The 26,998-nt window shown below is 52.4% G+C and carries 32 protein-coding genes and 1 pseudogene; 23 read left to right on the plus strand and 10 right to left on the minus strand.

All coding sequences use genetic code 11. The features are described from left to right. Positions 1-523 precede the first annotated feature (523 nt). From HS100_12245 to HS100_12355, 23 genes and pseudogenes are all read left to right on the plus strand, one after another. A pseudogene (locus HS100_12245) lies at positions 524-700 on the plus strand (hypothetical protein). A gap of 34 nt (positions 701-734) precedes the next feature. Then, a complete protein-coding gene (locus tag HS100_12250) occupies positions 735-1,481 on the plus strand; it encodes a DsbA family protein (GenBank protein ID MBE7434677.1) in 747 nt (248 codons plus the stop codon). Further along, complete coding sequence (locus HS100_12255; GenBank protein ID MBE7434678.1) at positions 1,478-1,900, plus strand: rhodanese-like domain-containing protein; 423 nt, start codon at positions 1,478-1,480, stop codon at positions 1,898-1,900. The genes HS100_12250 and HS100_12255 overlap by 4 nt, the downstream gene beginning before the upstream one ends. A 92-nt stretch (positions 1,901-1,992) precedes the next feature. Beyond that, on the plus strand, positions 1,993-2,172 hold the full coding sequence (locus HS100_12260; GenBank protein MBE7434679.1) for a YHS domain-containing protein: 180 nt from the start codon (positions 1,993-1,995) through the stop codon (positions 2,170-2,172). Between the two features lie 153 nt (positions 2,173-2,325). Further along, positions 2,326-2,499 carry a zinc ribbon domain-containing protein gene (locus HS100_12265; protein MBE7434680.1) on the plus strand — a complete coding sequence of 58 codons (174 nt, stop codon included), beginning with the start codon at positions 2,326-2,328 and terminating at the stop codon, positions 2,497-2,499. 12 nt (positions 2,500-2,511) lie between these two features. Beyond that, positions 2,512-2,865 carry a hypothetical protein gene (locus HS100_12270; protein ID MBE7434681.1) on the plus strand — a complete coding sequence of 118 codons (354 nt, stop codon included), beginning with the start codon at positions 2,512-2,514 and terminating at the stop codon, positions 2,863-2,865. A gap of 133 nt (positions 2,866-2,998) precedes the next feature. Next, complete coding sequence (gene cadA, locus HS100_12275; protein ID MBE7434682.1) at positions 2,999-5,635, plus strand: cadmium-translocating P-type ATPase; 2,637 nt, start codon at positions 2,999-3,001, stop codon at positions 5,633-5,635. A 6-nt stretch (positions 5,636-5,641) separates the two neighbouring features. Then, positions 5,642-5,956: a thioredoxin family protein gene (locus HS100_12280; protein MBE7434683.1), complete on the plus strand. Its 315-nt coding sequence runs from the start codon at positions 5,642-5,644 to the stop codon at positions 5,954-5,956. Then, positions 5,956-6,507 (plus strand): TlpA family protein disulfide reductase, encoded by a 552-nt coding sequence (locus HS100_12285; GenBank protein ID MBE7434684.1) that lies wholly within the window; start codon positions 5,956-5,958, stop codon positions 6,505-6,507. The genes HS100_12280 and HS100_12285 overlap by 1 nt, the downstream gene beginning before the upstream one ends. Next, entirely contained in the window at positions 6,507-7,253 is a 747-nt protein-coding gene (locus HS100_12290) for a prolipoprotein diacylglyceryl transferase (GenBank protein MBE7434685.1), read from the plus strand. The genes HS100_12285 and HS100_12290 overlap by 1 nt, the downstream gene beginning before the upstream one ends. Next, positions 7,234-7,884 (plus strand): methyltransferase domain-containing protein, encoded by a 651-nt coding sequence (locus tag HS100_12295; GenBank protein ID MBE7434686.1) that lies wholly within the window; start codon positions 7,234-7,236, stop codon positions 7,882-7,884. The genes HS100_12290 and HS100_12295 overlap by 20 nt, the downstream gene beginning before the upstream one ends. Position 7,885: 1 nt before the next feature. After that, positions 7,886-8,263: a cupredoxin domain-containing protein gene (locus tag HS100_12300; GenBank protein ID MBE7434687.1), complete on the plus strand. Its 378-nt coding sequence runs from the start codon at positions 7,886-7,888 to the stop codon at positions 8,261-8,263. 21 nt (positions 8,264-8,284) lie between these two features. After that, positions 8,285-8,491: a hypothetical protein gene (locus HS100_12305; protein ID MBE7434688.1), complete on the plus strand. Its 207-nt coding sequence runs from the start codon at positions 8,285-8,287 to the stop codon at positions 8,489-8,491. Continuing rightward, entirely contained in the window at positions 8,488-8,697 is a 210-nt protein-coding gene (locus tag HS100_12310; protein ID MBE7434689.1) for a YHS domain-containing protein, read from the plus strand. The genes HS100_12305 and HS100_12310 overlap by 4 nt, the downstream gene beginning before the upstream one ends. A 149-nt stretch (positions 8,698-8,846) precedes the next feature. Beyond that, positions 8,847-9,416 carry a DoxX family protein gene (locus tag HS100_12315; GenBank protein MBE7434690.1) on the plus strand — a complete coding sequence of 190 codons (570 nt, stop codon included), beginning with the start codon at positions 8,847-8,849 and terminating at the stop codon, positions 9,414-9,416. Positions 9,417-9,565: 149 nt separating this feature from the next. Next, positions 9,566-11,179: a multicopper oxidase domain-containing protein gene (locus HS100_12320; protein MBE7434691.1), complete on the plus strand. Its 1,614-nt coding sequence runs from the start codon at positions 9,566-9,568 to the stop codon at positions 11,177-11,179. 150 nt (positions 11,180-11,329) lie between these two features. Continuing rightward, entirely contained in the window at positions 11,330-11,533 is a 204-nt protein-coding gene (locus tag HS100_12325) for a YHS domain-containing protein (GenBank protein MBE7434692.1), read from the plus strand. A 12-nt stretch (positions 11,534-11,545) separates the two neighbouring features. After that, positions 11,546-11,845 carry a heavy-metal-associated domain-containing protein gene (locus HS100_12330; protein ID MBE7434693.1) on the plus strand — a complete coding sequence of 100 codons (300 nt, stop codon included), beginning with the start codon at positions 11,546-11,548 and terminating at the stop codon, positions 11,843-11,845. Positions 11,846-11,969: 124 nt separating this feature from the next. Continuing rightward, positions 11,970-12,416, plus strand: a complete 447-nt coding sequence (locus HS100_12335) for a hypothetical protein (protein ID MBE7434694.1) — start codon at positions 11,970-11,972, stop codon at positions 12,414-12,416. 4 nt (positions 12,417-12,420) lie between these two features. Next, positions 12,421-12,900, plus strand: a complete 480-nt coding sequence (locus HS100_12340) for a cupredoxin domain-containing protein (GenBank protein MBE7434695.1) — start codon at positions 12,421-12,423, stop codon at positions 12,898-12,900. Further along, positions 12,878-14,230 (plus strand): 4Fe-4S binding protein, encoded by a 1,353-nt coding sequence (locus tag HS100_12345; protein ID MBE7434696.1) that lies wholly within the window; start codon positions 12,878-12,880, stop codon positions 14,228-14,230. The genes HS100_12340 and HS100_12345 overlap by 23 nt, the downstream gene beginning before the upstream one ends. After that, a complete protein-coding gene (locus HS100_12350) occupies positions 14,227-15,222 on the plus strand; it encodes a c-type cytochrome (GenBank protein MBE7434697.1) in 996 nt (331 codons plus the stop codon). The genes HS100_12345 and HS100_12350 overlap by 4 nt, the downstream gene beginning before the upstream one ends. A gap of 9 nt (positions 15,223-15,231) precedes the next feature. Further along, positions 15,232-15,519 carry a hypothetical protein gene (locus tag HS100_12355; protein MBE7434698.1) on the plus strand — a complete coding sequence of 96 codons (288 nt, stop codon included), beginning with the start codon at positions 15,232-15,234 and terminating at the stop codon, positions 15,517-15,519. Between the two features lie 228 nt (positions 15,520-15,747). On the opposite strand, the gene HS100_12360 is transcribed toward HS100_12355, so the two are convergent. The 10 genes from HS100_12360 to HS100_12405 all read right to left on the minus strand — a co-directional run bounded on the left by HS100_12360 (position 15,748) and on the right by HS100_12405 (position 26,943). Then, the gene (locus HS100_12360; protein ID MBE7434699.1) at positions 15,748-16,878 is read right to left on the minus strand and encodes a HAMP domain-containing histidine kinase; all 1,131 of its coding nucleotides are present in this window, start codon (positions 16,876-16,878) and stop codon (positions 15,748-15,750) included. A 10-nt stretch (positions 16,879-16,888) separates the two neighbouring features. Beyond that, on the minus strand, positions 16,889-17,572 hold the full coding sequence (locus HS100_12365) for a response regulator transcription factor (protein MBE7434700.1): 684 nt from the start codon (positions 17,570-17,572) through the stop codon (positions 16,889-16,891). Positions 17,573-17,692: 120 nt separating this feature from the next. After that, on the minus strand, positions 17,693-18,532 hold the full coding sequence (locus tag HS100_12370) for a hypothetical protein (protein ID MBE7434701.1): 840 nt from the start codon (positions 18,530-18,532) through the stop codon (positions 17,693-17,695). Between the two features lie 150 nt (positions 18,533-18,682). Beyond that, on the minus strand, positions 18,683-19,231 hold the full coding sequence (locus tag HS100_12375) for a hypothetical protein (protein ID MBE7434702.1): 549 nt from the start codon (positions 19,229-19,231) through the stop codon (positions 18,683-18,685). Positions 19,232-19,254: 23 nt separating this feature from the next. Beyond that, on the minus strand, positions 19,255-21,375 hold the full coding sequence (locus tag HS100_12380; protein ID MBE7434703.1) for a hypothetical protein: 2,121 nt from the start codon (positions 21,373-21,375) through the stop codon (positions 19,255-19,257). A 9-nt stretch (positions 21,376-21,384) separates the two neighbouring features. After that, positions 21,385-21,552: a hypothetical protein gene (locus tag HS100_12385; protein MBE7434704.1), complete on the minus strand. Its 168-nt coding sequence runs from the start codon at positions 21,550-21,552 to the stop codon at positions 21,385-21,387. A gap of 1 nt (position 21,553) precedes the next feature. Beyond that, positions 21,554-21,895: a hypothetical protein gene (locus tag HS100_12390; protein MBE7434705.1), complete on the minus strand. Its 342-nt coding sequence runs from the start codon at positions 21,893-21,895 to the stop codon at positions 21,554-21,556. Positions 21,896-22,019: 124 nt separating this feature from the next. Next, positions 22,020-24,476, minus strand: a complete 2,457-nt coding sequence (locus HS100_12395; GenBank protein ID MBE7434706.1) for a type IV secretion system DNA-binding domain-containing protein — start codon at positions 24,474-24,476, stop codon at positions 22,020-22,022. Then, a complete protein-coding gene (locus tag HS100_12400; GenBank protein ID MBE7434707.1) occupies positions 24,473-26,218 on the minus strand; it encodes a hypothetical protein in 1,746 nt (581 codons plus the stop codon). Before HS100_12400 ends, HS100_12395 begins: the two co-directional genes overlap by 4 nt. 68 nt (positions 26,219-26,286) lie before the next feature. Continuing rightward, positions 26,287-26,943: an MBL fold metallo-hydrolase gene (locus HS100_12405; protein MBE7434708.1), complete on the minus strand. Its 657-nt coding sequence runs from the start codon at positions 26,941-26,943 to the stop codon at positions 26,287-26,289. Positions 26,944-26,998: the final 55 nt, after the last annotated feature.

Genomic DNA, 26,998 nt, shown 5'->3' on the forward strand with positions numbered 1-26,998 from the left:
GAAAATATTTTTACATGCGCTGCTCTTCGTCCTCGGCTTCTCATTGGTGTTTGTAATCGGCTGGGGCGGCTCGGTGACGGCGCTGGGTCAATTGTTCGGCGCATACAAACGGGTTATCGCGCAATTAGGCGGCGTGATCGTGATCATGTTCGGACTGGCGACTCTGGATGTAATTCGCCTTCCCTGGTTTTATTATGATACCCGGACGGAATACACAGGTCAGCGCGGAACCTATGGTGGCTCGGCGTTAATGGGCATTTTCTTTGCAGCAGGTTGGAGCCCATGCATTGGTGCCACACTGGGCGCAATCCTAACAATGGGGCTCAGCCAGCAAACGGTCGGACAGGCGATGTGGCTATCTTCAGGGTACTCGCTTGGTTTGGGGCTTCCCTTCCTGGCGATGGCGCTTGGTTTGGAGCGCGCTTCAGGCTGGATCAAACGCATGCGACCCTATCAAAAGTATTTCAAAATTGCCAGCGGTGTTTTCATCATTGCCATTGGTGTTCTGCTTCTTACGAACACAATGAGTCTGATAGCGATCTGGGCATTCAAGAATGGTCTATATATCGAAAAGTTTACCCTGTTCTCTGCCGCGCCGACATACTTCACCGCCATCCTTGCCGGTCTATTGTCATTTCTTTCACCTTGCGTCCTGCCGCTCGTGCCTGCCTATCTTGGTTATCTGAGCGGGCACACGATACAAAGATCATAATATTTTTAGAGAAGATACCCTTATGGATTCCCCCATTAATTCGGAAGATACCATCACCTTTAAACGAACCCATTTTTATTCGGTCCTGGTGATACTGGCTTTTGCCATCGGCATATTGACGGGTTATGTTGTCTGGGGGCTTGCCCCCCGTTCACAACAAGCGATTGTCAATAATCCATCTGTTGCCCAGGGACCCATTGTCGAAGCCCCGGCAGCGACACAGGCACCGCAATTCACCCGTTATGAAATCCCATTCGAAGGCTTTCCCAGCCAGGGACCGGTGGATGCACCCATCGTAATTGTCGAGTTCAGCGACTTTCAGTGCCCGTTCTGCAAACGCTTCCAGGATGAGACGGCTGCACAATTGCTGGCGGCGTATCCCGGTCAAATCCGTTTTGTCTATCGTCATCTTCCCCTGACATCCATTCATCCCGAAGCCCTTCCATCGGCGGAAGCCTCGATGTGCGCCAACGAACAGGGGGCCTTCTGGGATTACCATGACAGGATTTTTGAGAATCAGGACAAACTTGGGCGTGAGTTGTACCTGCAGATCGCCGCTGACCTCAATTTGGATGCAGTCACTTTCGAGGAGTGTCTCAATTCAGGTAAATATAAGGACGCCATCCAACAGGATATGGATTTTGCGCTCAACCTTGGCGTTCAATCCACCCCAACATTTTTCATCAACGGGCTGGCAATCGTTGGCGCGCAACCTCTTGAAGCGTTCAAACAGATCATCGATCTTGAGTTGGCTGGAAAAATTCCATGAAACAGATACTCCTCATATCCTTGTTTCTGCTTGTGACACTGACCGCCTGCCAGAGCAGCGTCGAAGAGATTACGGGCAAAGAGGTTACAACCGTTGACGGTTCCTATAAAAACATCACTCCTGTCGATTTGGACACGATGTTGAAGAACACGGATCTTATCCTTGTCAATGTGCATACTCCTTTCGCAGGGAACATTGCCGATACAGACCTGTCCATTCCCTACGACCAGATCAGTGCGCCGGAAAATCTGGCGCAGTTGCCAGCGGATAAAAATGCAAGGATCGTTCTGTATTGCCGCAGTGGTCGCATGAGCGCAATTGCGGCAGAGGAACTTGTTTCGCTCGGGTATACCAATATCTGGAATCTCGAAGACGGCATGGTGGCATGGGAACAGACAGGACGCGAAATCGAGAAATAGAATAGGCAGAATTGCCTATAAGAGCCTCAGTAATATGGCTCTCGTTGAGGCTGTCTATTAATTGCATAATACAAAGGAAAGGAGACCAGCTTATGACAACCACTGTACATGACCCCGTTTGCCACATGGATATCGACCCCGCTACTGCTGCCGGCACATCCGAATACAAGGGGCAAACGTATTATTTTTGCTCGCTTGGCTGCAAGAAGGCGTTTGATGCCGATCCCGAGAAGTATCTCAGCAAGACTCATGAACACGCGCATCATCATTAATTCCATCCTCTTCTCCTCAGGTAACCTGCCCACTGGGCAGGTTATTTTATTTTAGACAATTTGCCGAAACAAAATCTTCAATCACTCTTTGCCGTGCCTTTACACATTCTTTAATCATGCCGGGTATTCTTGGATCATCGAAAGGAGTACAGTATGTTTCTCATGTGGATCGTCCCTTTAGTACTTGTCGGTTTGATCGTCTACAGCGTTTCTGGCAATAATCTGGTCAATGCGCTCAAGCCCGTTGCAAGCCGTACCTGCCACAAATGTGGACAGGCTGCGCAAAACGACTGGAAAAACTGCCCGCACTGCGGACAAACTTTATGAAAGGAAGTCAAAATGAAAAAAGGTAACTGGTGGATCGTTGGCATCGTAGCTGTTCTTGCTGCTCTGTTCCTTTTCGGAGGCGGCATGATATGGGGCAACCGTGGATATGGCATGATGGGCGGTTATGGCATGATGGGTAACTGGGGCTACTCTCCCTTCGGCTGGTTCGGAATGGGATTGGGCATGATCTTCATGTGGCTCATCCCCATCGGCATCCTCGTGCTCATTGGGTTTGGTGTCGCATCCCTGGTGCGAAATACAGGAAATCCTCCCCAAGCCTCATCCCTGACGCCCTGCTCCAACTGCGGAAAGGGCACCCAAGCCGATTGGCAGACTTGCCCCTACTGCGGCAATTCCTTGAAGTAAAGTAACCTCGCGTTCTCAAAGTAGCCTGTCGGAAGATAGGCTATTTTGCTTATATACCACTAGGCTGAAATCCGCTCCCTGCCATCGTCTATTGGATATACACTATTGGCATCTTTATAAAAGGTAGGCAACCATGACTGTCCGTGACCCTGTATGTGGAATGGAAATTGAACCCCAAAGTGCCTTCGCCGAGCGCGAACACATGGGGCAGACGTTGTATTTTTGCTCACAATCCTGCGTGGAACAGTTCGATATCGACCCGCACCATTATGTGATGACTTCGGCAACAACGGGTTTTAATCCCGAACGGACGCTCACCCGCATCGAACTACCCGTCGCCGATCTGCCGTTTTACAAACCTGTCACCGCCCTGGAATCTGGTTTGCGCGCCCTGGAGGGCGTTCATCAAGTAACCACCAATGCAGGTGCGGGTGTGTTGCAGGTGGAATATGATTCCAAAAAGGTGAACATTCCGCAAATGGCGGCAGTCATCCGCTTGGCGGGGTTTCAACCTGGCGGGTCGAATCTCAAAATCGGAATCGAGAACCTGCGTTGTGCCTCCTGTGTGAAGTTCATCGAGGATGAACTGAAGTCCACAGATGGCGTATTAAGCGCAACGGTCAACATTGCCACACAGGAAGCGAGCGTGGATTATCTCCCCCAAAAGGCAACCCTTGTACAATTGAATGCAGCCATTGAGGCTTGGGGATACAAGCCACGTCCTGCGCTGACTGGCGCGCCAATAGACAAACAAGAAGAGGCACATGCCCGTGAATACATCCGGCTGATGAGAATGTTCTGGTTCTCGGCAATTGTTTCCATTCCGGTGTTGTTATTCGCATACCCGCAATACGTTCCCGGCATCCGGGATTTGTCAATGGAGACCATCCGATGGTCATGGGTTCTTTCCGCCGTTGCAACACTACCTGTGTTGTTCTATTCCGGGTATGACTTTTTCACAGGTGCGTGGGCGGCCTTCAAACATCGCTCAGCCAACATGAACACCTTGATCGCGCTCGGTACCGGCGCGGCATGGTTGTATTCAACGTTTGCCATTGCATTTCCGTCCGTGTTTCCTGAAGGGACATCCGAGCCGTTTTACGATGTAGTTGCAGTTGTCATTGCATTGGTTGTGTTGGGGCAGGCACTTGAACTACGCGCCAAGGGACAATCCAGCGCGGCGATCAAGAAATTGTTGGGTCTACAAGCGAAGACTGCCCGCGTGATTCGCAATGGAAAAGAACTTGATCTGCCTGTAGAAGAAGTGTTGGTCGGCGATGTGATCCAGGTCCGTCCCGGTGAGAAAATACCCGTGGATGGCGTTATCGTCGAAGGCAGTTCTGCCGTGGATGAGTCGATGCTGACGGGTGAGTCGTTGCCAGTTTCCAAGAAACAGGGAGATGAGGTGATCGGAGCGACCTTGAACAAGACAGGCGCGTTCAAATTCCGCGCCACGAAGGTCGGCAAGGATACGGCTCTCGCGCAGATCGTGAAGATGGTGCAGGACGCGCAAAATTCCAAAGCACCAATTGCCCGTCTTGCCGATACCATCTCTGGTTATTTCGTACCCATCGTGATGATTCTCGCCGTGTGGACGTTCGTCATTTGGTTCGTGATTGGACCTCAACCGCAATTGGTATATGCACTCGTTACCAGTGTAACCGTGCTCATCATTGCCTGCCCCTGCGCTTTGGGTCTTGCCACGCCCATGAGCTTGATGGTCGGCATTGGCAAAGGTGCGGAACATGGGATTCTCATCCGCTCTGGCGAAGCCCTGCAAACTGCGCGAGCCATTCAAACCGTGGTGTTGGATAAGACGGGCACGATTACAAAGGGAAAGCCTGAGTTAACGGATGTCATCCTTACCAATTCCATGAATGGTAACAGCCATCAGTTGTTGCGCCTGGTGGCATCCGTTGAGAAGGTCAGTGAACATCCCCTGGCGCAAGCCATTGTGGACGGAGCACAGGCGCGAAAACTGGAATTGACCGATGTGCAGGATTTTGAAGCCATCCCTGGACATGGCGTTTCCGCGAAGGTTGAAGGACGAAATATCCTGATTGGCAATCTCAAGTTGATGAACCGAGAGAACATCGCGCTGGGCGAGTTGGAGAATAGATCCAAATCGCTCGCCGACGATGGCAAGACCCCAATGTTCGTCGCAATTGACGGCAAAGCCGCTGGTATTGTTGCCGTGGCAGACACGGTCAAGGAAGATTCTGCCGAAGCGATCAAAGCTCTGCAAGGTATGGGCATTGAAGTTGTGATGATCACCGGCGATAATCGCCGCACCGCTGAAGCGATTGCTCGCAAGGTTGGGGTCACGCGCGTGCTGGCGGAAGTATTGCCCGAAGATAAGGCAAACAACGTTCACCTGTTGCAAGCGGAAAACAAAAAAGTCGCGATGGTTGGCGATGGCATCAATGATGCCCCCGCGCTCGCACAAGCGGATGTCGGTCTCGCCATCGGAACAGGCACGGATGTCGCCATCGAAGCCTCGGACATCACGCTGATCAAGGGCAGTCTCAAAGGTGTGGTGACTGCCATCGAAGTCAGCCGCGCTACCATGACCAACATCTACCAAAACCTATTTGGCGCCTTTATATACAACGTGTTGGGTATCCCTGTTGCTATGGGAGTATTGTTCCCGTTCTTTGGATTGTTGCTCAGCCCATTGATCGCGGGGGCAGCAATGGCATTCTCATCCGTGACCGTAGTTGGCAATGCCAACCGCCTGCGAGGCTTCAGACCGAAGTTTAGTGTAAAGTGAGCTGTTATGAAAATTGAACTTCTCTATTTCGATGGTTGTCCCTCCTGGGAAGCTGGTTTGGAAAGTCTTCGGACTGCTTTACAAGAGGAGGGAATCTCCGCCTCTGTGGAAATGGTGAAAGTAGAGACCGATGAAGATGCGGAGCGTTTGAAATTCCTCGGTTCCCCTCATTTTCGTGTTGATGGTATGGATTTATGGCATGAGGAACGCGAAACGTATTCGATGAGTTGCCGCGTCTATTCCACGCCTGAAGGCGTCAAGGGATTTCCCACTGTCCATATGCTGCGGGAAAAACTGCAATCACTGTCTGGAACACCATAATGAAAAACTCCCGCTTTATCACGTGGATGACCTGGGCTTTGATTCTCGGAATGTTCTGGACTGTTTTCTCGCGCGTCTCGCCCGACCGGCCTAAAGCGCAGCAGGATGCAGTTGCCAAAGAAGGCTTCACTGCGCCCAACTTCGCCCTCGACCTGTTGGACGGCAGCACAGTTGCGCTTTCCGATTTACGCGGCAAGGTGGTGCTGGTCAACTTCTGGACATCGTGGTGCCCACCCTGCCGTCTGGAAATGCCAGCCATCGAAAAAGCGTATCGAAGTTACAAGGACATTGGCTTTGTGGTGATCGGCTTGAACCTCACCGCCCAGGATTCAGAACAAGCCGCGGCTGATTTTGCAAAAGAAATCGGTTTGACTTTTCCCATCGCGCTCGACCGCGATAATGCGACTGGGAACCTGTATCGCATCACTGCCCTGCCGACTTCGTACTTCATTGATCGCAAGGGAGTAATTCGTTCCGTTGTGGTCGGCGGACCCATGAGCGAGGCATTGATTCAATCCAAGGTGGAAGAGCTATTACGGGAGGGCGAGTAATGTTCCCTTACCTTCGACTTGGACCCTTCCTGCTTCAAATGCCATTGTTGATGTTGTTCATTGGTTTTTGGATCGGCTCAACATTCACCGAGCGTGAAGCCGCCCGCCTTGGTTTAAACAAGGAGAAAATCAATAACCTGATTGGGTACGGATTGCTCGGCGGGATTCTCGGAGCAAGGCTTGTCTATGCTGCGCAATACGCCTCAGTTTATGTGGCAAATCCATTGGGCTTGTTCTCGCTGAGCACAAGCACGCTTTCTCCCATCGGGGGTTTTCTAATCGGTATGTCCACAGCCTTGATATATGGATATCGTCAGAAACTTCCGTTTCGCCGATCATTGGATGCGCTCACGCCTGGGTTGGCATTCTTCATGATCTCAATTGGTGTCTCCCACCTGCTCAGCGGAAATGCCTACGGCTCGCCGTCTCGTGTCCCCTGGGCAATGTACGTGTGGTCTGATTATCGTCACCCAACGCAACTTTATGAAATCTTTCTTGCGCTGGCGATCTTTACACTCGTGCTTCCAAAAGTTCTTCCAGCCCACGCGCCAGGAATTCGCTTTGCGCAGTTCGTCTCTCTTTCCGCGCTGGCGCGAGTCTTTCTCGAAGCCTTCCGCGGCGACAGTGTACTCTGGCTGGATGGTTATCGCGCCGCGCAAGTGATGGGGTTGCTTGTTCTTATTATTTGCATTGTCTTGTTGAGACAATGGGAAAGGATCGAACCAAATGAGGCAAGCATCTGGTAAAAAACGTTATATCCCTGCCTTGAGCTTTCGCTGGCTCACGCCATTGTATGATCCTCTGCTCAAATGGGTCATGCGCGAGGAAACTTTTAAACAAAGGTTGATCCAACACGCGAACATTCGTCCAGGCATGAAGGTTCTCGATCTCGGCTGCGGCACAGGTACGCTCACCATCATGCTCAAAAAAATCCATCCGAACGCGCAGGTTACAGGCGTGGATGGCGACCCTGATGTATTGAAAATTGCGCTAGATAAATCTCGCGGTTCGGATATTCAATGGGATGAAGGACTCGCCTCCTCCCTGCCCTATCCTGATTCCACCTTCGACAGAGTAGTCACCAGCCTGGTCATTCACCACCTCATCACGGACGATAAACGACTCGCATTCAAGGAAATCCATCGTGTGCTCAAACCAGATGGAGAATTGTATGTGCTTGACTTTGGCGCACCGCATTCTTCAACGACACGTTTCATGACGACCTACATGCGTCGTCTCGAGGAAACCGCCGATAACTTCGACGGTTTGATCCCGCGCTTCGTGGCAGAGGCAGGCTTCGGGTCTATAAAAGAAGCGGAGAACTTCGTCACGGTGTTCGGTCCGTTATCCATCATCCAAGCAATGAAAGGAACTTGATATGACTCAAATCCAAATCTTTGTGATTCTTTCGGGAATCGCGTTGACCGTATTGATCGCCTGGTATTTCTGGTTTGCCCCCAAGGCGCAGACGCGTGTTGCGGTATCTGCATCTGGCGCACAGGAGGTGGCAGTCACGGTCAAGGGCGGATACACACCCGATGTGATCGTGGTGCAAAAAGGACGCCCTGTGCGGTTGACGTTCACACGCCAGGAAAGTTCAGCGTGTTCTGAGAAAGTGTTGTTCCCTGACTTCAATCAGAATGCTTTGCTGCCAGAGGGCGAACAAGTGACACTGGAATTCACCCCCGAACAATCTGGCGAATATGGCTTCCAATGCCAGATGGGAATGTTACGTGGCAAGTTGATCGTGGAATAATGACGAAAGGAACATGTAAAAATGAAACACGAAAAAATCCATATGCCAAACCTTTCCTACATTGCGGCATTTGTCATTGGCGTGATCTTTTTCGCCGTATTATGGAGGATGTTATTCGGCTCGGCATCCGGTCTGATGGTTCTGGCTGGCATGATTGGAACCGCGACCGCTGTGACTATCTTCTGGCTCAGGAATGAAAATCAACATCATGGAAAGGGAAAACAATGACGTTGGACCAAAACGAAATCCTCCCTGCCCCTCCACAACCGGAATATATAACGGCTTGTGGAGGAAAAATCAAGGATCCATCCAAATATCCCAGCGCAGAGTATCACGGCGAGAGGATATATTTCTGTACGCAGGCATGTTTGGATGTATTTCTTTTGAATCCCGACCCTTTTATGGCTGGTGAAATCGAACACCCTCTTGATTAATTCAATATGACAATCAGGAAATCATTCCTGATAAATATCATAAGCAAATCAGCGCATTTCGAAACAGGTCGAAATGCGCTGTTGATTATTTCATGGGAGTTGTAAGATGAGTTCAAAGCAAGACAAAATTCATCCTCAAAGGAGAAAAAATGACTACTCAAACCTTATCCCGGGAATATCAACTCGCTGATGTTCCCTTTACGAAAACCCTGTTCGAAGGCAAGGCGTTTGCCTGGCTCTGGCTTGCCATCCGTCTGTATCTGGGATACCAATGGATCGAATCGGGTTGGGGCAAGATCACCAACCCCGCCTGGATGCAGGGCGGCGAAGCATTGAAGGGCTTCTGGGAGCGCGCCATCGTTATTCCCGATGCACCTGCCCGCCCATTGATCGCCTTCGACTGGTATCGCAATTTCATCCAGTTTATGCTGGACAGCGGCAATTACGTCTGGTTCGCCAAACTCGTGGCGGTGGGCGAATTGCTGGTGGGCGCGGCGCTGATCCTGGGCATCTTCATCTGGTTCTCCGCTTTTATTGGCGGTTTTATGAATTGGAATTTTATGATGGCGGGCTCGGCTTCTGTCAATCCTGTCTTCCTGATCCTCTCGATCCTGCTCATCCTTGCCTGGAAAACCTCAGGCTGGATCGGACTCGACCGCTGGCTTCTGGTTCAGGTTGGCACACCCTGGCAACCTGGATTGATCTTCCAAAAAAAGTAATTCTTCGTTCGGCGCATCTCTCCTTCTCAAGCGACATCCGAAGGTGACTTCGGGTGTCGTTCTTGATATTCTCTTTTTGAATTCTTCACACTATCTTTATAGGCACAAACTATACTGCCGACCTGAATATACATTATGGAGCAAAAACAATGACCAACTCGACTCAAATTTCGCGGAGAGACGTTCTTAAACTGATGGGACTTGGCGCGGGAGGGGCGTTCCTCAGCGCCTGCGGACTTCTCCCGTCCGCCTCAACCAACCCGACAGCGGCTCCTGTCTTCCCGACTCCGCTTACCCCTTTGCCTGATCTTCCGATTCTGTCTGCGGAACTGACGGCTGGGCGCGGCACGCTCCCCATTTTTTCGGGGAAGGAAACGCCCGTTTGGCGGTATCAGGCTTCGGTTAAGGAGGGAGGCGGGGATTTCATCCAAACGTTGAGCGGCTCGTATTTGGGTCCAATTTTCAGGGTGAAACAGGGACAACGAGTCCAGGTTCGGTTGAACAACGAATTACCCGACCCGACCATCATCCACTGGCATGGGTTGAAAATTCCAGAAGAGATGGATGGGCATCCGCGCTATGCTGTCGCGCCTGGGAAAAGTTTTGACTATGATTTTCAGGTGATCAACCGCGCGGGCATGTATTGGTTCCATCCTCATCCGCACCAGTTGACAGGACCCCAAGTCTATTACGGGCTGGCGGGCTTGTTCATCGTCAGTGACGAAGAGGAAGCCGCGCTGGGTTTGCCTGCGGGCGAGTATGATCTGCCGCTGGTGATTCAGGATCGTATTTTTGATTCGCAAAACCAAATGGTCTATCTGGCAAACGGCATGATGGATTCGATGATCGGATTTCTGGGCGACACGATTTTAGTCAATGGTTCACCCAATGCAACACTGGATGTCAAAGCCAGCGCATACCGCTTGCGCCTGCTGAACGGCTCAAACTCGCGCATCTATAAATTCGCCTGGCAGGATGGCACACCCCTGACCGTGATCGCCACCGACGGCGGCTTACTGGAAACACCCGTGACCCGCGACTACATCACGATGGGACCTGGCGAACGCGTGGAGTTGTGGGCGGATTTCAGCGGAAGAAATGCAGGCAGTGAAATGAAATTGGTCAGCCTGCCATATACCGATTTCAGCGGTGGAGGCGGCATGATGGGCGGCGGGATGATGGGCAGTTCTGGATTGCCAAATGGTACGCCGTTCGACATCCTGCGTTTGATGATCGGCGAGAAAGGAGCGGACGTGAACCCGTTGCCCTCGCAACTCTCCACGATTGAACGACATGCTGTGAACGATGCAGTCAATGGAAACAATCCGCGCTCGTTCAGGCTGGCAATGCAGGGCATGGTTCACACCATCAACAACCGCCTGTTCGAGATGGACGCAGTGGCGCAGGATGAGATCGTGCGGCTGAACGACCTGGAAGTTTGGGAGTTTGTCAATCTCGAAGGCAGCGGGGGTGGCATGGGAATGGGCATGATGAATATGGAAATGCCGCATCCCATGCACATCCACGGCGTGCAATTCCAAGTGCTTGAGAGGCAGATCGCGCGCGGATTTGAATCCGCGTATCAAGAATTGAGCGGCGGCTTTGTGGACGAGGGTTGGAAGGATACCGTGCTGGTGATGCCAGGCGAAACCGTTCGGGTGCTTGTGCGCTTCGAGAATTACACAGGGATATATCTTTATCACTGCCACAATCTCGAACATGAGGATGCGGGCATGATGCGAAACTACAGGATCAAAGGTTGAGTAGGAACAGGCTCCAAAAATCGGAGCCTGTTTTTTTTAGAAGGGCGATACGCAGAATTGCTTATTCCTACATCAAGCCATTCTGCGCTTCAATAATTCCAGTAGCGACTCTACAATCCAACCGTCAGATCACAACCAAGGAGTTTCGATATGTCATTCAAAGATCCCGTCTGTGGAAAACGCGTCAATCGCGGCAAAGCCCATATCACCATCGAGTTCGAAGGTGTGAACTATTTTCTGTGCTGTCCGCAATGCCAGGCTCAGTTTGAACGTTCCCCAAAAACCTTTGCCAAGCCCGAATTGGGAGAGAAGGCAAGGAAAGTCCAGCACTATCCCGTAAAACAACACAATTAAAAGGAAACCATTATGAGCGACAATTGTCACGTTGAACCGATCCAAAAGTCCGCGCTGGATCATGTCATCCAGTCTGCCAACCGAATCCTGCTGTCCGTTTCAGGGATGGGCTGTCCCAACTGTGCCACAAGGGTACGTAATGGACTTCTGTTACTGGATGGCGTCCATGACGCTGATGTGATGTTGAACATGCGCATGGCGGAAGTTTACTTCGATGAGAATATGGTCTCTGCCGAGATGCTGATCCAGGCGGTAATTGGAGCAGGGAACGATGGACGTCACAATTATCAAGCGCAAGTGATAGCATCGTAAATGACCTTTCGTCAGATGACATTCATCATAAGCCATTTGGCGTATATCCCCACCCGCCGTACTGCGCTGGAGATAACTTAATGGTCAGACTACTATTGGGTCATCCGAACACGGAGGACCCAATATGTTTTCAAAGACCCGAAAGTTCCTTTTCCTTCTCGTTATTTTGGCGCTGACCGCTACTGCGGTTTCTGCCTGCTCCACTTCCAACCCTGATGACGCGCATCTTGCCATGATGCCGCTCGACCAAATGCCAATGGAAGTTCAGTCCGCGCCTGTGGCAGTGCAGGAAGCCTACCAGTTCAATACCGCCAACCCAGACATCATGCAGGACATTCCCTGCTATTGCGGATGCGGCGACATCGGTCACACTTCCAATTACGATTGCTACGTCTCGAACATCGATGACAAAAACAACATCACCTTCGACAACCATGCCCTCGGCTGTTCCATCTGCGTGGACATCACCCAGGATGTGATGCGCATGTTGCGGGATGGCAAAAGTCCGCAGGATGCCAGGGTTTACATCGACGCAACGTATTCCAAGTACGGACCCTCCAACATCCCCTAATCTCATGCGCCTTCATTTCTCTCTTCTCCTTCTCGTGATGGCTGGACTGGTGGTCGCGTTCGCGCCTCTGCCAGTTCCAGCCGTTGCGCCTCAGGAGCGGACCTTTGAGGTGGACGCGCGCCAATATGCCTATTCCCCCTCCGAACTGAAGGTCAACGCTGGCGACACCGTGACCATCAAACTGGTCAGCACAGATGTTGTTCATGGGCTATATGTGGATGGTTACGACATTTCCGTCGAAGCTGACCCCGGACAAAGCGCCAGGTTAACCTTCGTTGCCGACAAACCCGGTTCCTTCCGTTTCCGCTGTAACGTCACTTGCGGAGCCATGCATCCCTTCATGATCGGGAAAATAACCGTTGGCACAAACGATTGGCTTTATCGCTCAATAGGGTTGGCGTCTCTTGCAGTCATTGGCTTCTTTCCTCTTTCGTCTTTCCTGAATCAAAGTAAGAAGAAAGATGAAAGAAATATTGCTTCCTAACATGAACCGCATCGAACTTACCCGTATCCCTTTTATAAAGAACACTCTCAAAAGCCGTTACCCGCAATTGGCAGTCTTTATCGTCATGCTGGTCGGTTACATCTTTGCCATCCTTGCGGGACTCATCGGAACGCCTGTCGGCAGTCACAACTTCAGCATTGTCTTTGTTTGGATCGCGTGGTGGGCGATCCTCATTCTCGTCGCGGTCCCCTTCTTCGGACGCGGCTGGTGCGCGGTCTGTCCGATCCCGCTTCCAGGGGAATGGCTGCAACGCGGCGCGATCCTTGCCCCGCCAGATAAACGACCGAAATGGTTGAATCTCCGTGTGCCAAAAATGTTCCGCAATATCTGGATGCAGAACATTTCGTTTCTCCTTCTGGCTCTCTTTAGCAGTGCCCTGCTCACTACCCCAAACATCACTGGCATTGTCCTGGCTGCCATGCTCTTTGTCGCAATCGGACTGAGCGCCATCTTCGAGCGCCGCGCCTTCTGCCGTTATCTCTGTCCCGTGGGTGGATTCATCGGCTTGTATTCACAAACCGCGCCCATCGAACTACGCATCAAAGATAAACAAGTTTGCGTGAAGTGTGTGGGCAAGCCCTGCTACAACGGCTCGGACGCGGGCTACGGCTGTCCGTGGGATGTCTTCCCCGGCGGCATGACCAAGAACACCTATTGCGGACTTTGTATGGAATGTATCCGCACCTGCCCGCACGACAATATCGCGGTCAACCTACGCCCTTTCTCTGCTGACCTTGCCAAACCGACAGCGCGACTCGACGAAGCCTTCAAAGCCTTCATTATGTTTGGCGCCGCCATGATCTACGCGGGCGTGTTGCTTGGTCCGTGGGGCACACTCAAAGACGCGGCATACAACGTCGGTACAGGCGCATGGTTCATGTATGCAGTAATTTTTCTTGCGATCATCTTTATCGTCCTGCCTGGGCTTTTCACTTTGGGGATTATGACAACCAAAGGCAGGCAATCTCTCAAACAACGCTTCATGTCTCTTTCCACTGCTCTCATCCCACTGGGACTCATGTTCTGGGTTGCTTTCAGTCTATCCTTCGTTCTAACAAATGCTTCTTACATTCTCGCCGCATTGTCCGATCCGCTGGCGCTTGGCTGGAATTTGTTTGGCACCGCAAATGCCGCATGGCAGCCCATGCTCACCACGATCCTTGCGCCCGCGCAGACACTCGCTCTGGTCGTAGGATTGGTCTGGTCGGCGCGAACAGCCCAAAAGGTGAATGAAGCGGGGACGTCCACAATCCCTGTCATCGTCTACTGCTTCGTCGCCACATCCATCATGCTATGGTTATTGCTATGAAACGTCCCGAACTCATCTCACGCATCCTGATTATCACAGGGATACTCCTTGCCGTTGGTGCTCCATTGTTTCTTTGGGCGCGCACGCCTTTGATCCACGCCCGCATGGCGGAGGATGGCGGCTGGAACCCCGATGTGATTCAAGCAGAAACGGGCAAGCCCCTTCATTTGAAACTCACCTCCGATGATGTTGTGCATGGCTTTGCAGTCGGTCAGATGGACATGCAAAGTGTGGACATCCTCCCCGGCAAAGTCACCGAGATCACGTTGACCTTCGACAAGCCTGGGATCTATACCTTCTTCTGCACCCGTTGGTGTGGACTCAATCACTGGCGCATGCGCGGCACGATAGAAGTAACAGGCGGTTCGGATATCATCACCGCAGGGGGCTCATCCGAGCCTGCTTCTGTTCCCCTCTACGTTTCTCTCGACCTGGACATTGACGCTCCGCACGACTCGCCTGTTATTCCAAATGAAAAGCCATCAGCAATGAATGGTCAATTACTTGGAGCTAATTTACCAATCGACCAATCACTCGATTACTATCTTTCTCACTCCCCCTACCAGGTCTTCACCGACTTATCGGACACATCCTTAACCGAATCCCAAAAGTGGGATGCAGTTGCCTATCTTTGGCAATCCAATACCACACCTGAATCGCTTGCCAACGGAAAAGAACTCTACGCCCAAAACTGTGCGGCGTGTCACGGCGAAAACGGCGCGGGCGACGGCGTCTTTGCCGACGACCTTGCCGAAGCGGGCGAAGCCTCCATGCAAACAATGGAAGGCGCAACGGATATGGTCATGCAAACCCCTGTTGATTTCACCGATCCAAGTCGAATACTTGGCGCGAGCCCAGCATTATTGCAAGGGAAAATCTTGCGCGGTGGCATGGGAACAGGCATGCCCATGTGGGGCGTAATTTTTACTGAAGAACAAATCTGGGACCTGATTGCGTACATCTATTCGTTCCAGTTTGAATATCAAAAGTAAGGAGGCTCAATGAGCAAAAAAAATAAGAAGTATCAAAAGCAGAGAAAGAAGAATTTCCCCTGGTTGTTTGTCGCACTCGGTGGGATTCTTCTGGCAGCGGCGGCGTTTTTCTTTGCCAACCAAGGCGGTGGCAATGGAGGAGGGACGCCATCCATTGCGGTGGATCAGCAACTGATCGATTACGGCGATGTGAAGTTCAACGTCGAGAAGACTTTCGCCATCAAAGTCACCAATACGGGTGATGGCACACTGCGTTTCAAGGAAGACCCATATGTTGAAGTCGTGGAGGGGTGCTGACCTCCTCAACTGACCATCGGTTCGATGGTACTTAAACCTGGCGAAAGCACGATCATCGAGTCTAGCGTGTTTATGATGCACGCAGGCATGGACGGTCCGCATAACTTTGCGGTTCATCTTAAGACGAATGACCCTGAAAATCCAGATATGATCGTGAACGTATTGTCTAATTGGATTCCATAAAATCCACAAGAGTCAAAATAGCGGCGAGATTGCACAATCCTGCCGCTATTTTGATTTTGCGATGGGTATTGTGAAGTTGAATACGCTTCCCAGCTCTTCACCTGCCGACTCTACCCAGATACGTCCGCCGTGCGCTTCGATGAGGGCGCGCGCGATCGTCAAGCCGATGCCGCTTCCACCACCTGTCTGACGTGAACGGGATTTGTCCACGCGATAGAAGCGGTCGAAGATGTGCGAAAGATGTTCGGGCGGTATTCCAATCCCCGTGTCACGAACGGAAAATTGGATCGCATTACTGATCCTCTTTGCGGAAATGGTGACTCTACCACCGTCTGGCGTGTATTGCAAAGCATTGCCTGTTAGGTTGGTCAACACTTGCACGGCGCGATCTTCATCAGCCAGAACATGTGGAAGGTCAGGAGACAGTTCAAAGTCGAGTGTGATGCGTTTTGATTCCGCGTGAGGGAAAAGGCGCTTGGTCACCGTTCGTACCAGCGTGGAAGCATCCAATGGGCGAATATCCAGTTGATAGGCGCGGGCTTCAACGCGGCTGAGTTCCTGCAGATCGTTTACGAGGTGATTAAGCCGCTCTGCTTCTGCATGGACCTGTTGATAGGTCTCGTCTGTCGCGGGCAGGACACCGTCCATCAATCCTTCCATCGAACCTTTGATGGCGGTGAGCGGCGTGCGCAATTCGTGGCTGACATCACCGATCAGTTGGCGACGCATGGTTTCAACCTCATTTAGCTTTTCAGCCATCTGATTGAAATATACTGCAAGTTGTGCGAGTTCGTCATTGCCATTGACTTGCACGCGCTCGTCATATTGCCCGTCGGCAATTCGTTGTGTGGCAAGCGACATGGCATGGACGGGAGCGATCACACTGCGACTGAAGAATAAGCTGAGAATGGATGCGGCGAGCATGGCTGCCAGCGTTGCATACGTCAGGGCTTCGTTGAAACTGGCGCGGAAATCCACATACAGTTGTCCCATCGAATTGTTCATACCCATCCCCATTCCCATGCCGCCATCCATCATTCCATTCATGTGGCGGTTAAAGGATGTTGGCAGGATGAATTGACTAGCGATCACCAATACCAACACCCCGACCACGATAATTACAAGATAGGACAGTAACAGCCTTGCGCCCAAGCGACGTCGGAAATAATCAATCATCATTCCTCACTTACAACGGTTCATCTTCAAATCTATAACCGACGCCGCGCACCGTCGCGATTAAATCTTCATGTCCCAACTTCTGACGGACATGTCCGAGATGCACATCCACGACGCGCATTTCGCCAAAGTATTCGCCGCCCCATACTTTCTCCAGCAACTGCTCGCGTGTGAGTACCCTGCCGCGGTTTTCAGCCAGCGTTTTCAACAAATCGAATTCAATGGCGGTCAATTCAATCTCTTGATCATCGACCTTAACGATGCGTGCGCCAACATCCATATGTAAATGACGAAAGGACAGCACGCTCGTTTCGAACCCTGAACCTGATCCCGTTTGAATGCGCATGATCGCGGCTTTGACTCGTGCCACCAATTCGCGCGGGCTGAAAGGTTTGGTCACATAATCGTCTGCGCCAACGGAAAGACCAACAACCTTGTCGGTCTCTTCGGTTTTCGCGGTCAACAGAATTACATACACTTCTGATTCGCGGCGCAAGCGTGAGAGCAGTTCAATTCCATCCATGCCAGGAAGCATGATATCCAGGATGATGAGTTCGGGCTTGAAAGCACGGGCAGACTTAAGACCCGACGGACCATCCGTCGCTGTGTAAATCTCATAGCCTTCGGGCTTGAGATAGGCGGTAACAAGATTGACGATGGAAGGCTCGTCGTCGATGACCAGGATTTTTGTCATGTGCTACTCTTATAGTTGGATAATTGGTTGAGGAGTTTGCCAGTATTGTAACTTCACCTGCATAAATTAAGATGCGCCGAATGGCTTATCTCGGCGCATCTTATAGTTTGAGTCCGAGTCTTACTCGGTTTCCTCGATGAAGGTCCCATGCCAGGTGTGCAGGAAGATTTGTCCACTGTAGCCATTGACACTCAACATGCCAATGATCTTGCCATCCTTCTCGAAATCAAGAGTGTAATAACCATAGAACTGTGCAGGATCAGTCGCGGCGGTTGCACCCGCATAATTTGTATCAAGATATTGCTGGGCGTATTGAACAGCCTGTTCGGGAGTGACTGTCAGTTCAGCAGTGACATCTAGTGGGGTGGCGCTGTTCCAACCATTCATCATTCCATTATTGCCGCCCATCATGCCCATCATTCCACCGTTGACGCCCATCATGTATTGGTGATTGAGTCCGCTGTATTTCAGGTTCCACATCATGTTTGGACCATGCTCAGGGTAGACAATCTGCGAAGTGGGGTCTACAAGCAACTCGAAGGCGCCGATCCCCGTGCTGATTTCCTTGACGATCACATAGCCGTTGTTATCGAAGATCATGATCTCGGCAACCTCCAGATCGGAATTATCCAGATTCGCCATATATTTCTCAGCGGCGGCTTTCGTCTGGTCAATGGTGAGAGGAGTAACGTTGGTGGGATTGTAGCCGTATCCGCCCATCATGTTGGGTCCCATTCCAGTACTGCCATTCATCATTCCACCGTTGCCACCCATCATATTGGGTCCGCCACCATTCATCATGGAAGGTCCGTAGGCATTGTTATTGTTCCAACCGTAACCGCTCATCATGGACGGTCCAAAGGCGTTCGCGCGGGCATACATGCTCCCCGCGAAGAAGACGACTGCAGCCAGCGCAATGACTGCAATAACGGTCAGGGTCATACTTAAAGTTTTGTTCATGGATAATCTCCTATTTTGATGTTTCACACGGTTGTGTGTTGTTTTATGACACCAGTATAGGATTGGTGGTTGAAAAGGGTGTAAAGCGACTATAAAGATATGGTAAAGGTTATTCGAGCGGTCGGCAGGAAGCTAACCCAGGTGCAGTAACTAGGGCAACGCATACACCCATAAACGATCCATATGTAGTACATCCCGTCCAGTCAGCCCCTTCCATGCAAGTGGTAATTCCAGATCAAAAAGAAAACCGCCATTCAACACAGATACTTCCTTCACCGCGACGTTGCGCGGAAGGGTCAATAATGGATTTCCATCGGCAAATTTGGTTATCCGACTATGATTCTTATACGCCAGCCTGCGTATTGCATCAGGAGATAATGGTGTCAGGATAATATTTTTTCCTGATTCGGAATAGGTGCATACCATCACTGCAGGACTTTCAAAGACTTCAACTAACTGAAAATCTCCTTCAAGGTTACATGTTTTTGAAATCACATTTTTGAACCAGCCCAACGGATGTTCAACCTTGACATCACGCGCCAATTTCTCTCTCTTGATCTGCAAATCATTTACAGCCCATAAAAAGACCTGTTCGCGCAAGTTGTCTAATGCCCGTCTTTGGCGTTCGTTTCCCATACTGATCAATGCGCCAAAGAAGATCACGGCGGATGCCACCACAATAGCAAGAAGTATTTCCATTTTTCTTTTCCTTTTCCTTTTCGTTATTTGTTATTAATAGATTCGTCTTTTGAGCTTTCAGACATGTTCCTGAACGTTTCACCCAATCTTTCCAGCGCTTTGGGGCGAGGGTCAACTACACTGGCAGACGCGATCACCATAAACAATCCCAACAAGCCAATGATCTGCCAAAGTGGCAGGGAGGACTGAGCAGGTTCAGTTATCTCCTCTGGTACAGGTGTGCTCAATACCAAGGTCGTTGTTGGCGGTATTTGTGTTGCCACCGGCGTTATCGAAGGCATCAAAGTGCTGGTCGCTGTTGGAGATGGAGTCAGAGTGGCAGTCAATGTTGCCACCTCTGGGATCACGATCCTGCCCGCATCCTGTCCGCATAACCCATTTACATCACAAGCTTCTGCCAGAACTGGGTATTCCCCAACTGGCGCCAACGTTCCATCCCCAAAGCGCCGATCCCATTTCACTACATAGGAATTCCTGCCGGGATCAAAGTCCAACACCAACTCCTTCCAACGCTTTCGCGGATCACGGATGGTCACCTGGATGCTGGCAATCGGAAAGTGATTGGGGGAAACCTTCAGAGTTCCGTTTTCCCAAATCCACCACCGTTCTGTGATGGACACGGCGGGCGGGGCATTGTCCACAGTCAACGCAATCGAAACCAAATCGCCAACATTGCCGGCGCGATCCCTGCCACGCATCTGGATGGTGTACTCGCCATTGGGCACTTCACCGGAATGCCAGATATAAGACCAGCCATCTCCTGCGCTCATCGAGACTGCCTGCCAGGTATTTCCTCCGTCAACCGAGACTTCACCTCCATCCGGACCGGACATGCCATCCACCAAACTTCCAGCGAAGCGTACATCACCCTGCACAACCTCTCCATTGGAATGGGATGTGATTTGAGCGACCGGAGGAACCGTGTCTATGCGGATTACCCTGGATGCTGTCACTTCATTTCCAGCCACATCCCTGGCATATATCAGGACAGCATGTGACCCATCTGTGAAGTGCATCGGTGGAGTGATCCAACTTGCTCCACCATCAGCGCTTGCCAGCAGGGATGAAAGTCCAGAGATCACATCTGTTGCCGTAGCAGACAAGTCCACTTCCGAAACATACCAACCATTCCTGCCATCAACAGGCGGAAGGCTGACTTCAAGATCAGGTGGCGTCCAATCCCGCTGCCAGGTGGACGAACCACTCGCAGCTCGCCCACTGGTGGATGTCACAGTGTAGTTGGCTGTACCAGTTCCTTCTGGCAAAGGCAAGTCACAGGAAGCGCCACAGGTAAACGGTTGACCGTTCAAATCACCAGTGATCGTCACATCAAATCCCTGTGGATCACTGGCGGTGAGTTCCAATGTTTCATCCCCCCTGCACCAACCAGCATCGCCCCATAGATCACAAACTACCACGCCTGTAATTTGAGGCGGCAACGGAGTGGGTGTGGGCGACGGCGTATTGGTGAAGGTCGCCGTGGGCGTGTACGTCATGGTCGGCGTGAAGGTCAACGTCGGCGTCAGACTGGGTGTAAAGGTTGCTGTCGGTGTGCGAGTTATGGTCGGTGTGAACGTGGGTGTCCGCGACGGGGTGGGTGTGGCAGTGGACGGTGGACCGATGTATTCCACGTCGATGGAACGAAAATCCACATATCCACCTGATGCGGTTAAAGACCAGGAACGACAGCCAGCTGGAACAGCAATCGCCATACTCACAAACCCTGGGAGTCCAGAGCCTGTTTGCAAGTACCATGTATCCACAGAGGAACATGCCCGCAACACGGCATTGCCCACACTTGAGTCAGGCGTAAAGCCGACCATGATCTCGAAGTATGAAACATCGCGGTCAAAGGAGCCGCTGGCAACGCTACCATTGCCCAGCCGCGTGACCCACTCGGAACAATTGGAACCACAAAATGTGCCACCTTCCTCGGGTGGAAGTGAGGATCCATCGCGATGAGTAATGTACACGTACTGGGCAGAACCACTCCAGTCGATGTAGCCAGTATTGTGAGCCTGGTCATAAGTGCGTCCCTCCGGCAATGAATACGCCGCCAGAGGCGCTGCATGGGTGGACGCGGATGTCCACAAAAAGAGAATGGGAAGGAAGAGGATTATCCCAATCCATTGATAACGCTTCATAACTAACTCCTAATATTCCTGGAAATCCCGGATGCCGAGATGGAACAGGAAGAACAACAAAATCACCAACGCCAGAAGCACAAGACAGGCGATCATGAACACCTGGAGCGGAATCACAAGTCCCAGCAGATACCCACTAAAGATGCCGACACCCAGGCCGGCAAGGAAGCGCATCATCTCACTGCCCAGTTTCCGATTCCACGATCATCTTCAACCGCACAGGGTCCAGGTTGCGCCACCAGGCAATTTCAAAGGAAATGGTGCGGTATTCCCAAAGCATGCCCTGCGCCGGCAGGGACTCCAGCCAGGTCTTCAGAGCTGACTTGAATCCTTCCTGCAAGTCTGTCCCTCGAAGCACGGCGATGTCCATATCGAGGACATTGCCTGCGAGGACCTTCATGCTGCCGCTATGAGCCGCCAGCCAATTCAGGAACATTCGCAAACGTGGATCATCGAGCTGAAAGACATGCGTCCCGATATCCAAAACCATTTGGTCGATCAACACATTTAACTCACTCATCGATCCCATCCATTGTCTCGCCGGGACATTCTCCAGGCGGAATAAATAACGCCAATACACGTCAATACGCAGGCAAGCGAACCGCCACACGTCACCAACAGAAAACGCAAGGTCATCGCCGTCATCAGAAACCCAACCGCCTTTCATCTTCCTGTGGCGCTGGCTGCTGTATTTGGGTATTGTTTTGCTCCTCGATCCACGCCGCTAAAAATTCACCCAGGAGGGGCGCCAGAGCCTTGGGGAGCATGTCCTTCAGCGCACGTGATGCCTTCTCCTGCCAGCCGTTCGCTGGCAGATAATCACGGGGATGGACAGCGATCACTTCCTCGATCAATGCCCGGACTCTTGCGGTATCCGCACGCGGCAGAGGTTTGATCTGTGTCAGGGTCGGCGGCTGCCAGCGCCCACCAATACGCGCCCGCAGCCAGCACTGCAACGAAGGCAGGTCAAGGGTCATGTTCCCGTAACGCACCGTGGAACTCAAGGTGGCGCGGATCAGGTCGGCATCCTCCGGGTCGGGGGAAAAGAACATCTGCGTGGAGGTATTGGCAAGCATTGCCTGTACGACCGGCTCCATGCCTTCCACCTTGCGCATCATCGAAAGCGACTGCGCCAGCACGAACATGCGCGCGCCGAACTTCGCGCCTTCTGCCAGCATTGACTCCAAGCGCATGCCCGAACCGATCTCCTGCGCCTCATCGACGATGAAGTAAAAGGGGACAGGTTTCTCCAATGTCGCCTTGCGATAAGCAGCCTCGAAGACGTTGTAGAGCACGGAGGCGGTCAACCTTGCCCCTTCACGTCCCATTTCACCGGAAGGCAGACGTAATACGATCCAGGCGCGTTCGTCGATCCATTGATTGAGGTCCACAAAACTTTCCTGGTGCATGGCGGAGAACAACCACGGCGAGAGTTCCAATGCCATGACCTTGGAGAGCACCGGGCTGATCACCTCCGTGATCCAGCTCTGACTCTTTTTATCCTCCTCCCCGATCTGACCCAACAAGGCATCAAGCGCCAGGGCACCCATACGTTCGCCGGGCGGCAGCAACGCCATTGCCGTGTGCCGCCATCTCTTATTGAAGGCCATGAAAACGATATGCAAGAGTCCCAGCCCGGCTTCTGGATGGTGCTGGTTCCAGACATGTGCGAGACGGAACAATCCCAATAGCGCCGCCTGCATACGCGGACCCCAGTAGTCATCCCAGATACGCCGACCGACCTGCACGATGGCATTACCTGCCCAGGTGAAATCCGGAACGGCCAGTAGATTCAAGGGAATGACCTGCGGTTGATCCGGGGTAATGACTCTCAATCGCTTGATTGCTTTTTGCTTCTGCTCTTCCGGTAATTGTGCAATTGCATCCAGGAAGGCATCTGCCAATGAAACATGCGGGTCCACTAAAAATATTCCCGGTGCATCATCGCCTTTGGCGATCAACTGCTCCAGCATGGAATACACAAAGGAAGATTTACCCGAACGGCTGCCGCCTGTCGCCAGACCATGTCCATCCGGATCGACGCCGACCAGCGCGCCAGTAGCCACGCTCTGCCCGATCTTGAAACCAGCTTCGAGCAACGGTTGGGACGGCGGCGGCGCCGGCACTTCCTGCCAGACGGCGCGATCCAACAAGCCCGAACCTTCACCCAGTTGTAGCGGAGCAATCAGTCCGGCAAGTTCGCCGACAGGCAAGGGGAAGGTGTGTTTCTGGATTGCAGGCCAGACTGATTCAATGGGATGCCAAAATTGTTCACCAGCCAATAACGGAAGTTGGATCGGTTCAGAGATGGAAAAGGCTACCTTCAACAACGGCTCCTGTATCCGTCTCTCCACAACTTCCTTGGGGATCGATCTCCAGGCGAGCCAGTCCCGAATACCAAGTGCCGAAGCAAGGCAGATCGTGATGCCGGCGATCACGAACATGGAGACCGCAAAGGGATTGAACCAATCTGCGAACAAAATCCCGCCGCTGATGCCCGCCATAATCATCCCGAAAAATAAGCCTGCCCGCAGGAAGTCCAGTTGCATGCCCCAGGAATTCGGCGTGTCATTGCCGACGCCACCTTCGGTGCCATACGAGTAGGAAGACAAGCTACGCAATTTTTCCTGAAGTTGATCTTCATTCCCAAGCAGCCATAGGCGCAGAGTGGCATCCTTTCCTTCTCTTGCGGCACTGATCAGCCGGCTGCCAATGGCAAGCAGGGGGTCGCTATCTTTGGCAGAGGCGATCAGCGACGGCAAACGGTTCGATGTGTGTAGGGCATATCCATCGAATTGAATCTTTGCCACTCCCAAACTGCGCCATCTGGAATGCTGCCCGGTCATGGCAGACCAGGAATTCATCACACCTTCTGCCACATGCGGCGGCAGATACAACCTGACACGCAATCCTTTTGGTGATGCGATCCATTCCATGAGAGTGGGAAACGGCAGTTGCGCGATCCAGCCCATGACCTGCGCACGCAGATCCTCCAAGGCGTGCGGCGCAAAGAGTAGCTCCCATCCCTGCCACTCCCCTTTGCACAAGGGACAGTGATCTGGAGCGGTGGCGTGTTCATAACCGCAATTGATACAGATCATCGCTGAACTCCCAATGCCCCAAGCTGTTTCCAGAAATGGATCCATGTCGGTGGAATGGAGACAAGGACAGGGAACAAAGCACCACGTCCCGCAGAAGGAGCTGCCAGAAAGACTCGCGGCGGTAAACGTGAGGTGGTCTCAGCATTCTTCCTGGCTTCGCTTTCAGGCACGCCCAGTGAACGATAGAAGGTAAAGGCTTCCTCCGGTCCGAGCCGACCGATGAAAGCTGTGGATGCCAGACTCAAGGAGGTGGGGTTTTTCATCAGGTCGGCGGGCAGATGCGTGATGAGCGTCACGCCGACCCCACGTTTGCGGGCGCGTCTGCCAAGCTCATCCAGCAAGTCGGTGAATGGACCACTGCGCAACAAGCGCCAGCCCTCATCGATGAAGATGTCCATCGGTTGTTTACCGACTGTGACGGCATGATACAAAAACCATGCCAACACCGAATGCACAATGGCACGGTTTTCTTCACGCAGGGAGGACAGATCGAAATTCCACCACTGACCGGCGGGGAAGTGCGGAGATAATAGAGCTTTGGGTCTGTCGAAGAACCCTTCGAAGAGTCCGCCGCGCATAAAAGGTCTGAGTAATGCCAAGGGCATGGCGGCTTCCGGGACATTGATGGTTCCCAATGTTTCCACGAATTCCGCAATGGACATCGCGCCGGGTCTGCGATCCCAACGTCTCTTTACCGCTTCATGCAAGGCAGCTTGCACACCGGGGGATAAGACCGACTCACCGGCAAGGGATGCGATTAGGAAACGAACAGCCAGTAATAACTCCGCCGGGTTCTCGCCTTGCAGGGGATGAATGAGGCAGGTTTCTGTGTCTTCGGGAATGCCAGCCGGCACGATTCTCCCGCCCACGGCTTCACACAGTTTGTTGTTCTCGCCTTCGGGATCGATGGAGATGACCGTCCTGCCTTGTAATAAACGTTGCAACATGATCCAGCGCAACAGGCTGGTCTTGCCCGCACCGGGTTCACCGAGGATCAGTGTGGTGGCATGGGGTGGAGGTGGAACGGCAGGATCGAGTCCTTTGGTGAAGGAGAAGTGGATGTCGCGTCCATCGCGAGCGTGAGTCCCGATCCAAACCGAATCCTCGACCGGCATGACCTGCCGGGAAGGGGCAGGCAATAATGGAAGTGTTTCTTCCAGGAACAGCGTCGGCTCATCCAATCCTGGAAATAACTTTCCTCCGGGTTGGAAGTGATGCAAGGCACGTTCGGCAATATAGAAGAGTCTTTGGGCTGTGAGCCCACGCGCGCGAAGATTGGACTCGATCACTCTGCGTGCGGCTTCCGCTTCTTCAAAGCGATTACGCTCGACAAAGAGCGAACTCATTAGGGCGATCTTGAAGGCGGGTTTACCAAAGGTCAGTTCCGACTCGGCAGCATCCATTGCGTGATCGGCGGAACGTTCCGCCATCGAAGGACGCCGACCGGTCTTCTCCGCCAGTGCCATCATGAAGCCTTCGAAGAGCGTGCGGCGTGCGCGCAGGGAACCGCGCAAAACATCCGGCGGTTCACGGTGCATGGATAGGGAATACATCACCGGCAGATTGGGATAGAAGACATCCGCTGATAAACGTGACCAGGGGCGGTCGGTCATGCCGGGCACACCCGTGCCACGGGCGGAAAGAGGCAATAGATATCCACCCGGAAAGAGCAGATGATCTTCCAGCACTTCCACGGCTTCTGAAGCAATGGAGGTAACGAATTGGTCTTGAGGTTCAGGCATGAACGGCATGATACAAAAAGACACGGACGGGTGCTCCGTCCGTGTCGCTAAGGATGTTGCTCTATTTATTACGGAGTTCCGGACCTGCGCTCCCATGCCTGGATTTCCTTTTGGATGATCTCAATCGGGAAGTCAGCTCCATGTGCCGGGTAGACCTGTCTGGCGCCCATCCCGATCAGCCGCTTCCAACTTTGCACCACCAGATCCATATCCTGTGCCAGGATCGGCAGCCCCGGTGTCGAACGCAAGTACCAGGCATTCATGGCCAGATCACCCACAAAGACCTCGCCTGATTCAAGCAGAACACTGATTGAACCGGGCGAATGACCTGGCGTGTGAACCACCTGTCCTGGGACGCCATAGCCCAGCTTCATCAGGGAGGATAGGGTGGTGGTGATGGAATAATCCACCGCACGGGGATACAGACGGGGTTTGTATAAAACCTGCCCCAAGCCAGCCAACATGCGCCCCCATAGAGTGACGCCAGGCGACAGATCCGGTTCACCGCTTTCAACCCAGGCACACTCCGCCTCATGCATGGCAATCTCCGCCTCCGAGAGGGTTTGGATTTGATGCAAACAGCCAATATGATCGGCATGTCCGTGGGTCAACAGGATGAGTTCGATCTCCCGCAGCGAAATGCCGAGGCGATCCATGCCGCGCATAAACTCTTTCACATGCCCCGGTGCGCCGGCATCGATCAGGATGGTGGTTCTCCCGCGCAACAGATAACAGTTGTCAATCCCGACTGGAATGCAATGAAACTCAAAGGAAGGATGC

The organism is Anaerolineales bacterium (assembly GCA_015075725.1).
GTDB lineage: Bacteria > Chloroflexota > Anaerolineae > Anaerolineales > Villigracilaceae > Villigracilis.